The organism is Kitasatospora sp. MY 5-36 (genome assembly GCF_001182915.1).
Classification (GTDB): domain Bacteria; phylum Actinomycetota; class Actinomycetes; order Streptomycetales; family Streptomycetaceae; genus Kitasatospora.
On record NZ_LFVW01000285.1, the window covers coordinates 1 to 8,723 of the forward strand.

The following is an 8,723-nucleotide window of genomic DNA, read 5'->3' on the forward strand; positions in this document are numbered from 1 at the left end:
CCGGCTGCGCAACGCGGTGCTCGACCGGCTCGCCCCCGAGGCCGACCGGGAGGCCGACGCCGCGGTGGCCGAGGAGGCCCGGGCCCGTCGCACCACCGTCCGGCTCGCCCTGCTGGACGCCGTGCGCGGCCAGCACGACGCGCCGTGGTTCGCCGCCTTCGAGGCCGCCGGGGCGAGCGCCGACGCCGTCGCACCACTGGCCGAACTGGCCCGGGAGGTCGGCTGGTGGTGGCCGTACCGGGACGTGGCCCTGCTCAGCGAACGGCCGACCGGCCTGCACCGCGACGAGGCCGGGCGGCTCGACCGGGCGGACGGGCCCGCCCTGGAGTACGCCGACGGCTTCGCCCTGCACGCCTGGCGCGGCATGCCCGTCCCGCCGGAGTTCCTGGCCGGCCTGGCCGAGGTGACGGCCGAGCGGATCCGCACCGAGGAGAACGCCGAGCTGCGCCGCGTCCTGCTGGAGCACTACGGCTACGAGCGCTACCTGGCCGACTCCGGCGCCGAGCCCGTCCACCGGGACGAGACCGGCGTGCTCTGGCGGATCGTCCTGCCCGACGACGAGCCGGTGGTGATGGTCGAGGTGGTCAACTCCACGCCCGAGCCGGACGGCACCCACCGCACCTACTGGCTGCGCGTCCCCCCGAGCACCCGCACCGCGCGAGCCGGGGTCGCCTGGACCTTCGGCATACCCGAGACCGCCTACCACCCGCAGCGCGAGACCTGACCGAGGACGCCGTCCGGCATCCGGAGCAGGCCCCTGAGCTGCGCGTGTTGACCCTTACCCCACGTCAGGCCGCACGGTGGGGGCGCAGTGAACGCACGGATGATCGGAGGGACGCATGAGCTGGTCGGTGGGCCAGGTCTCCGGCTTCGCCGGGGTCACGATCCGGACCCTGCACTACTACGACCGGTCCGGGCTGCTCACGCCCAGTGAGCGAAGCCCGGCCGGCTACCGGCTCTACAACGGCGCGGACCTCGCCAGGCTCCAGCAGATCCTGTTCTACCGGGAACTCGGCTTCCCGCTCGACGAGATCGCCGACATCCTGGCGGACCCGCAGGCCAACGCCCTCGACCACCTGCTGGCGAGACGACACGCCCTCACCGAGCAGATCGCCCGGCTGCAGAAGCTGGTCGACGTCGCCGAGCGGGCCATCGAGGTCCAGCGCACCGGGGTCGAGCTGAGTCCGGAGGAGCGCTTCGAGGTCTTCGGGGACGTCGTCTTCGACCTCAGCTACGCGGCCGACGCCCACCTCAAGTGGGGCGAGCGGGACAGCCACCAGGAGGCCCTGGCCCGCGCCGCCACCCACTCCAAGGAGGACTGGCGGCAGCTGATGGCGGAGGCCGCGGAGTGGCGCGGCCGACTGCTGGAGGCCTTCGACCGGGCACTGCCGGTCGACCACCGGACGGTGCTGGACCTCGCCGAGCAGCACCGGCAGCACATCACCCGGTGGTTCACGCCCTGCCCGCCGGAGATGCACTGCCGGATCGCCGACGACTACGAGGCGGACGCCCGTGCCTTCGCCCTCGTCGTCCCGCCGGCCGAGCAGCGCCCGGGGTTGGCCGGCTACCTGCGTGCGGCGATCGGCGCCAACGCCGAGCGGCACAGCGGGAGCGACCGCGAGGAGGAGGCTCGATGAGAATCCTCGTCACGGCCGCCGGATCGCACGGCGACGTCGCCCCCTACACCGGTCTCGGGGCGTACCTGCGCGGTGCGGGGCATGAGGTCGCGCTCGCGGCGCCCGAGACCTTCCGCGAGCTGGTGGCCGGCAGCGGCCTCGACTTCCGCCCGCTCCCGGTCGATCCGCGCGGGGCGGGCACCGGTCCGACGGGTGGGCGCTCCGAACTGCTCGCGCGGGCCGCAGCGTTCATCGGGAAACTGGGTGACGGGCTCGCGGACGCTGCCGCACCCGGAGCCGATCTACTCCTGCTGAGCACCACCACCGCGCCGCTGGGCTGGCACCTCGCGGAGGCGATGGGCGTCCCCAGCATCGGGGTCTACCTGCAACCCACGCTGCCGACACGGGAGTTCCCGCCGGTCGTCGGGGGCGGCCGCTCGCTGGGGAGCTGGGGCAACCGGGCGGCGGGCGCGCTCGGCCAACGGGTCGTCGACCGCCTGCACGCCGGGGCCGCACACCGGCTGCGGTCGCGGCTGGGCCTCCCGGCGCTCTCCCAGACCGCGCGCCGGCGGGCCGTGGAGCGGGCGCACTGGCCGGTGCTGCACGGCTTCAGCCCGACCCTCGTACCGCGCCCGGCCGACTGGCGGCAGGGGCTTCGGGTGGTCGGCAACTGGTGGCCGTACGTGGCGGAGGACTACGGCCTCCCGGCCGAGGTCGAGGACTTCCTGCGGGCCGGGCCGCCGCCGGTGTTCATCGGCTTCGGCAGCATGGCGGCGGGGCAGGGCGAGCGGCTGAGCGCCCTGGCGGTGGAGGCCCTGCGGCGGGCGGGAGTCCGGGGCGTGGTGCAGGCCGGCTGGGCCGGGATCGCCGGGGAGGGCGACGACGTGCTGACGGTCGGCGAACTGCCGCACGCCCGGCTCTTCCCGCGCATGGCGGCAGTCGTGCACCACGCGGGTGCGGGCACGGCGGCTGCGGCACTGCGCGCGGGCGTGCCGAGCGTCCCGGTCCCGGTGACGGCGGACCAGCCGTTCTGGGCCGACCGGCTCCGCCGGCTCGGTGCCGCCACCGCTCCCGTCCGGTTCGCAGACCTGACCGCCGACCGGCTGGCGCAGGCCATCCGTCAGGCCGTCGAGGAGCGGCGACTGCGGGAACGGGCGCAGGAGGCGGCCCGCGCCCTGGCGAAGGAGGACGGCGCGGGCCGGGTCGCGGAGGCGGTGGTGGCCTTGGGCGGGTAGTGGAGGAAGCGCGGACGGCCTGGCCCCGTTCCGGTCAGGCCCGCAGGCCGTGGCGCCTGGTGTACCGGAGGTGGAAGACGAGCAGCGGCGCGGCGATCACCGGCCAGCACAGGTTCATGGCCGCCGGGGCGGTGTCGATAGGAAGGAGGTACGCGAAGGCCAGTTGGGCAAGGGCGTTGAGCAGGCTGGCCGCGCCCCAGACCGCGGTGAGCACCCGGACGCCGTGACGGAACGCGGAGTCCTGCTCCCAGCGTCCCTCCCAGGCGCGCAGCCCGTCCTCGCCCGCCTTGGCCTGCACGAAGGAGCGGAAGACCACCATCAGCGCCGGGCGCCCGTAGCCGACGGAGGCCAGCAGCCAGATCCCGAGGAGCCCGCCGAGCATGCCCGTCCAGGCCTCGCGGATCAGCAGGGTGCGGGCGTCCCCGGTGAGAATCGAGAGCACCAGACCGAGGGCGATCATGCTGAGGATCAGCAGGGCCAGGAAGTCGACGCGGCGGGTTCGGACCAGCCGTACCACCACGGTGACCGCGGGTACGGCGGCGGACCACAGCAGGGCCCACCACTGGTCCGCGCCTGCCGAGCGCAGCCCGTAGTAGACGGCGAGAGGAAGGACGAGATCGATCAGCAGGGGTAAGAGGAGGGCGGTTCGGCGCGGGGCGGCGTGGAGGGTCACTTCGTCTCCTCGGTCCCGGCCCCGGCCTCGGTCCCCGTCGCGAGGGCGAAGAGGGTGACCAGCTCGCGCCCGTAGGCGCGGACGTCGAAGTCGTCCCCGGCGGACAGGCGGTTGGCGGCCGCATCGATCGAGGCACGGATCGCCAGGGCCATCGCCTCGGGGTCGAACGGCCGGAAGTCACCGCTGAGCTGTCCGTCCCGCAGGTGTCGGACCAGCAGCGAGACGGGGGTGTCGAAGCCGGCGGAGCTGACCAGCGGGCTGCCGTCCTCCCGGCGGGCGTTGGCGAGGACGTCCACCAGCGCCCGTACCTCGACCGGGTGTTCCGCCAGGAACTCCAGGTTCGCCTCGATGTAGGCGGCCAGCTGCGCGGCGGGTGCGGGCCGGGCATGGATGCGCGGCTGCATGAAGGCCTGCGCCGACTCCTGGACGGAGTCGACGAGGGCCTGGAAGAGGTCTTCCTTGTCCTGGAAGTGGTACGAGATCAGCCGCACGCTGGAGAGCTTCGCCCGCTTGGCGATCTGAGCGAACGAGGCCCGGGCGTAGCCGAGTTCGGCGACGGTCCCGATCGCGGCGGAGACGATCTGGGCGCGTCGGGCATCAGTGGTGACGCTCCGGCCGGAGGCGGGAGCGGCAGGAGAGGAGTCAGGATTTACTCGCATGAGTAAAAATTAACATGGATCGGCAAAAGTGGAGGCGCAAAAGGGCCCTGCCACGGCAGGCCGCCGCGTCCGCGCAGGTCAGGGCGTCCGGGCGATCAGGGCGGGCTGGAAGAAGCCGGTGTCGGCGGGCTGCTTCCAGTGGATGCCGGCCAGGCCGGCCTCGGCGGCGAAGGCGCTCAGCTCGTCCTGGGTGAGCGCCCAGTACGTGGAGCGGCGGACCGCGACCCGCCACTCGTCGGCCTCGTCCGGCAGCAGCCGGAAGAGCTCCAGGTCGTACCGCTCGCCGTCCTCGTGCCACTGCCAGAGCTGGAAGAGGACCGACCGTCGGCCGCCGTGCTCGGCGGTCTGCGGTGGAGTGGAGGCGGGCCGGGTGCGGCGCAGTTCGTCGTACGGGCGGGTGGTGACCAGGAGCAGTCCGCCCGGGCGCAGGACCCGTCGCATCTCACCGAGCGCGGCGCGGACGTCCTCGGCCGTGAGCAGGTGGGGCAGCGCGTTGTCGGCGCAGACGACGACGTCGAACCGACCGTCCGGGAAGGGGAGTTCCCGCATGTCGGCGGCGGCGGTGGGCAGCCGGAGGCCGCGCTCGGCGGCCTCGGCGGTGGCGCGGGCGGCGGCGACCGGGCTCAGGTCGGTGCCGGTGACGCGGTGGCCGAGGGCGGCCAGGCCGATCGCCTGGGTGCCGATGCCGCAGGCGCAGTCCAGCACCTCGGCGGGGCCGTTGCCGAGAGCCGCGCGGACCACGGCGTCCAGCGCGGAGCCCTGACGGGCGAGCGAGGCGTTCCAGTCGGTGTAGAGGAGGTGGTAGTCGTCGGCGAAATCGTCGTAGAAGCGGCCGAGGGCGGACTGGCTCATGGTGTCAGGACCTCCAGGGGGCGTCGGCGGGAGCGGCAACGGTCCGCCGTGGCGCCATCATGGCGCGGCCGTACCCGCGGCGAGTACCCGTTTTTCGGGGCCGTCACGGAACCGTCGAGAGGTGGGGGCGGGGAACGGTGGCCGCTGGACGGCCGGCCGATCCACCGGCAGGACGGTGCCTACGCCGCCGTGATGCGGACCGATGCGGACGAGTGCGCCTTCGACCAGCTGGTCGTCGACGCCCAGGTCGAGGCCGTGTCCGTGGACGGTTGGGACTTCTCCTGACTGGGAGGCCCCGGGCGGGCTACCGGTGGTGCCAGTCGGGCGGCTGGGCACGGCGGTAGGGACCCTGGACGTCCAGACCGGTGACGGTGAGGTGCCTGCGGGCACCGGGCGGCTGGACGGGCGCCCGTCCGTGCTCGTCGCCACCGAGCCCTGGTCGCCCAACCCGGACCGCGCCACGTGGTTGCTGAACCCGTTGGGCGCGGGGCTGCCGAGCATGCGTAGCGGGAGGGCGTTCAGCGTGCTGATGAGCTGACCGCGTAGCAGGAAGCGTCGGACCGTGAGCCGGTGGGGCCGGCCGACGCCGGGCCCACCGGGCCCGGGTGCCAGGCGAGATCGGGCGGCGGCCGGCCCAGGTCCGAGGAGTTGCCGACGGCGTCAACCCGGGCGCGTAGCGGCCACAGCGGGGCTCGGACCGGGCTCGACGTCGTGGTTCCTGCCCGGCCCCGGGCGGTCAGGGGTGGGGTTCCGGGTGGCTCGCCCGGTGGCAGGCGGTCAGGAGGTGACGGCGCCCGAGCGGTTCAGGTCGGCCCGAGTCCTCAGGAACCCGAGGTACTTGGGGTCGTCCTCCTCGAAGATCTCGGGCCCGCCTCCCATGAAGGCCCTGATCAGCTCGTCCGCGGCGCGGTCGTGGTCGCCCAGCTCGAAGGCGGTCTGGCCCAACCGTAGGTGGACGTACGGATTGCCGAGTCCGTCGGGGCAGTGGACCGCGTTGTGGAAGCACTTGTAGGCCCTGTCGTGGACGCCCAGTCGGACGTGCACGTCTCCGATCGCGACGTAGATCCAGGTCGCGGCCGCCCACGTGCGGTGGTCGCCCGGCAGCAGCCGAAGGGCTTCGAGGTAGCGCTGCTTGGCCTCGACGAACTCTCCCAGTCCGATCAGCGCATCACCCTCCTGGCACAGGGCCCTGATCTCCGTACGAATCCCGTCGGGCAACTCCATGGCCGTCCCCCCGTCCTGAGGTGCTTCGCGCGCACCGGGCGCGTCACGTTCCTCGATGCTCCCGAACCCCGGGCCGTGATCGTACCGGTGGGCTGCCGGGCCGCTGCCACGGCCGCCGCCGCTTCCGAAGGGCCCGCCGCTGCCGAAGGGCCCGTCGCCGCCGACGACGGCACCGCAGGGCCACGAGTCACCGCCGTCACGACCGTGATGACCACTGTCCATGCCGACCTCCTCCGTTCACGCGTCCGTCCGCACCGCAGGCGCAGGCGCAGGCGCAGGCGCGGGCACAGGCGCGGGCGGTACGGACGGGCGGCACGGGCCTCAGCCCAGTTCCATCAGTATGTCGGCGCGGGCGTAGTAGTCGGCCACCGGGAGCCGGTCGCGGGTGATTCTGACGAACCCGGCGTCCTCGTAGAGGTGGACGGCGGGGGCCAGCCTGCTGTTGGTGCCGAGGAACAGCCTGGTCCCGCCGAGTTCGCGGGCCCGGTCGATCGCGGCGGCCACGAGCAGGCGGCCGATGCCACGCCCCTGCGCGTCGGGGTCCACGGCCATCTTCGCCAGCTCGAACACGGCGTCGGGGTGGACCAGGAGCGCCACGCAGCCCACGACGGTTCCGCTGTCCGGCTCGCGGGCCAGGAGCACGTCGCCGCCCGGGGCGACGATGCGGCCGAACGGATCCCCGAGCACGGCCCGGTCCGCCTCCTCCAGGGTGAACAGTCGCGCGATCCACTCCTCGTTCAGCGTGCGGAACGCCTCGGCGTCGCTCGGCGAGGCGATCGAGGAGACCACGGGCGGGGTTGAGGCGTACGGCACGGGGCGGGTTCCTTCCCTGGACGGCACCACGTCAGCCTGCGGCCGCGCCCACCCAGGTGTCCAATACGTACGCCGGCCGCCATCCATAGGCTGGACATATGGATCAGCGAATCGAGCTCCGGCACCTGCGGTACTTCCTGGCGCTGGCCGAGGAGTTGCACTTCGGCCGTGCCGCCCGGCTGCTGCACATCGCCCAGCCGGCCCTGTCCCAGCAGATCAGGCAGTTGGAGAGGATCGTCGGTGTCGAGCTGTTCCGGCGGACCTCCCGGAGCGTCCGCCTCACGGACGCCGGGGTGACGTTCCGGCCGCGGGCGAGGGACATCCTGGGCCGGCTGGCCGCCGATCTGGACGAGGCCGGCCGGGTCGGCCGCGGCGAGGCGGGCCGCCTGGACGTCGCCTTCATCACCTCCGCCACCGCGATCGTCAGTGAACGGCTCCGCGCCTTCTCGCTCCGCCGCCCGGACGTCCAGGTCAGGCTCCACGACGGCTTCACCGTGGACGTCCTGACAGCCCTGGAACGCGGCACGGCCGACATCGGGATCGTCCGGGACGCCGAGGAGCGCGACGACATCGACCTCGCGCTCCTGGCGACGGAACGGTTCGTCGCGGTCGTCCCCGCCGACCACCCCGCCGCGAGGGGGGAGCGGGTGCAGCCGGCGGCGCTGGCCTCCGACCCCCTGATCCTCTTCCCGCGCTCGGCGGGGGCCCGCGCCTTCGACGTGAACACCCGGCCGATCCGGGACACCGGCAACGAGGTCCGGGTCGCGCAGGAGTGCTCGAACTGGCACACCATCACCATGCTGGTCGCCGCCGGCCTGGGTGTCACCATCGCCCCCCACAGCGTCACCACGCTGCTCCCCGAGGGCGCCCGGAGCCTCGAACTCGACGGGCCCTCCGCCGTGAGCCGGGTCTTCCTGGCCACCCGCCGAGGAGACGACCGCCCCCTCGTGCGGGCCTTCGTCGCGGTGTCCGAATCCGTGGCGGGCCGGGGTGAACGGTCGAACGACGGGGGAGCGTGGGCCCGTTGAGCGGTCCGGCCCTCGGCCGCCGGAAGGCGCTGTCGCTGTCGCCGCGACCGGACGGCCGCCCGGCGGTGTCAGTGCCGCCTGCTTCGATGGCGGGGACAGACGGCGGCACCCTTCAGAGGAGACCTCGTGGGCACGTGGGGCAGTGGGAACTTCGAGAGCGACACGGCTCTGGACCACCTGTCGGTCCTCATCGACCGGCTCGTCACCGAGGTCGCCGAGGCGATGGCCGGCGATCCCGTCGAGCTCGAACCGGACGAGTACTGGGGCGTCGCCGTGCCGTGCAACCTGGAGCTGCTGCACGTCATGGCGCGGGCCGGCCACGGTGTCCACCAGCTGCCGGAAACCGACGTGATCACGGGCTGGAAGGCGGCGTTCATGGCCGTCTGGGAGCGGACCGTCGACGACCTGGAACCCTCCCCGGGCTACAAGGACGAACGCCGGTCGGTACTGAACCGCACGTTCGACCAGCTGGCCGAGGTCACCGCCGGGGTCGGGGCGGAGGAGTCCGGACGGTAGCGGAACGCCCGGCCGGCGCCGGCCGGGGCACCGCGGCGGTCGACGGCCGGCTCCGTGAACCGCCGCGGGCTGCTCCGCGAGGGCGCGTCGGCGGGTGGGCGGGGCGC

General features: G+C 73.7%; 11 protein-coding genes. 6 read left to right on the forward strand and 5 right to left on the reverse strand.

Annotated elements, in window-relative coordinates; translation table 11 throughout:
* The 3 genes from AE652_RS19875 to AE652_RS19885 form a co-directional block, all read left to right on the forward strand.
* Positions 1 to 724, forward strand: a 724-nt coding sequence (locus AE652_RS19875; RefSeq protein ID WP_049653400.1) for a DUF6745 domain-containing protein, incomplete at its 5' end; no start/stop codon positions are given.
* Positions 725 to 839: 115 nt separating this feature from the next.
* Positions 840 to 1,637 (forward strand): MerR family transcriptional regulator, encoded by a 798-nt coding sequence (locus tag AE652_RS19880; protein ID WP_049653402.1) that lies wholly within the window; start codon positions 840 to 842, stop codon positions 1,635 to 1,637.
* Positions 1,634 to 2,851: a glycosyltransferase gene (locus tag AE652_RS19885; protein ID WP_049653404.1), complete on the forward strand. Its 1,218-nt coding sequence runs from the start codon at positions 1,634 to 1,636 to the stop codon at positions 2,849 to 2,851. Before AE652_RS19880 ends, AE652_RS19885 begins: the two co-directional genes overlap by 4 nt.
* Before the next feature lie 34 nt (positions 2,852 to 2,885).
* On the opposite strand, the gene AE652_RS19890 is transcribed toward AE652_RS19885, so the two are convergent.
* The 3 genes from AE652_RS19890 to AE652_RS19900 all read right to left on the reverse strand — a co-directional run bounded on the left by AE652_RS19890 (position 2,886) and on the right by AE652_RS19900 (position 5,035).
* Positions 2,886 to 3,524: a VC0807 family protein gene (locus tag AE652_RS19890; RefSeq protein WP_049653406.1), complete on the reverse strand. Its 639-nt coding sequence runs from the start codon at positions 3,522 to 3,524 to the stop codon at positions 2,886 to 2,888.
* Complete coding sequence (locus tag AE652_RS19895) at positions 3,521 to 4,183, reverse strand: TetR/AcrR family transcriptional regulator (protein WP_063780201.1); 663 nt, start codon at positions 4,181 to 4,183, stop codon at positions 3,521 to 3,523. The genes AE652_RS19890 and AE652_RS19895 overlap by 4 nt, the downstream gene beginning before the upstream one ends.
* Before the next feature lie 78 nt (positions 4,184 to 4,261).
* Positions 4,262 to 5,035, reverse strand: a complete 774-nt coding sequence (locus AE652_RS19900) for a class I SAM-dependent methyltransferase (RefSeq protein WP_049653410.1) — start codon at positions 5,033 to 5,035, stop codon at positions 4,262 to 4,264.
* Between the two features lie 376 nt (positions 5,036 to 5,411).
* Between AE652_RS19900 and AE652_RS19905 the strand changes: the two genes are divergently transcribed.
* A complete protein-coding gene (locus AE652_RS19905) occupies positions 5,412 to 5,573 on the forward strand; it encodes a hypothetical protein (protein WP_159028497.1) in 162 nt (53 codons plus the stop codon).
* A 239-nt stretch (positions 5,574 to 5,812) separates the two neighbouring features.
* Here AE652_RS19905 and AE652_RS19910 read toward each other — a convergent pair whose 3' ends face one another.
* Together AE652_RS19910 and AE652_RS19915 are read right to left on the reverse strand one after the other, a co-directional pair.
* Positions 5,813 to 6,259 carry a M48 family metallopeptidase gene (locus tag AE652_RS19910; protein ID WP_049653412.1) on the reverse strand — a complete coding sequence of 149 codons (447 nt, stop codon included), beginning with the start codon at positions 6,257 to 6,259 and terminating at the stop codon, positions 5,813 to 5,815.
* Positions 6,260 to 6,580: 321 nt separating this feature from the next.
* Entirely contained in the window at positions 6,581 to 7,072 is a 492-nt protein-coding gene (locus AE652_RS19915) for a GNAT family N-acetyltransferase (RefSeq protein ID WP_049653415.1), read from the reverse strand.
* A gap of 98 nt (positions 7,073 to 7,170) precedes the next feature.
* Here AE652_RS19915 and AE652_RS19920 point away from each other — a divergent pair, with 98 nt between their 5' ends.
* Together AE652_RS19920 and AE652_RS19925 are read left to right on the forward strand one after the other, a co-directional pair.
* Positions 7,171 to 8,100 carry a LysR family transcriptional regulator gene (locus AE652_RS19920; RefSeq protein WP_049653417.1) on the forward strand — a complete coding sequence of 310 codons (930 nt, stop codon included), beginning with the start codon at positions 7,171 to 7,173 and terminating at the stop codon, positions 8,098 to 8,100.
* A 126-nt stretch (positions 8,101 to 8,226) separates the two neighbouring features.
* Positions 8,227 to 8,616 carry a hypothetical protein gene (locus AE652_RS19925; protein ID WP_049653418.1) on the forward strand — a complete coding sequence of 130 codons (390 nt, stop codon included), beginning with the start codon at positions 8,227 to 8,229 and terminating at the stop codon, positions 8,614 to 8,616.
* Positions 8,617 to 8,723 lie beyond the last annotated feature (107 nt).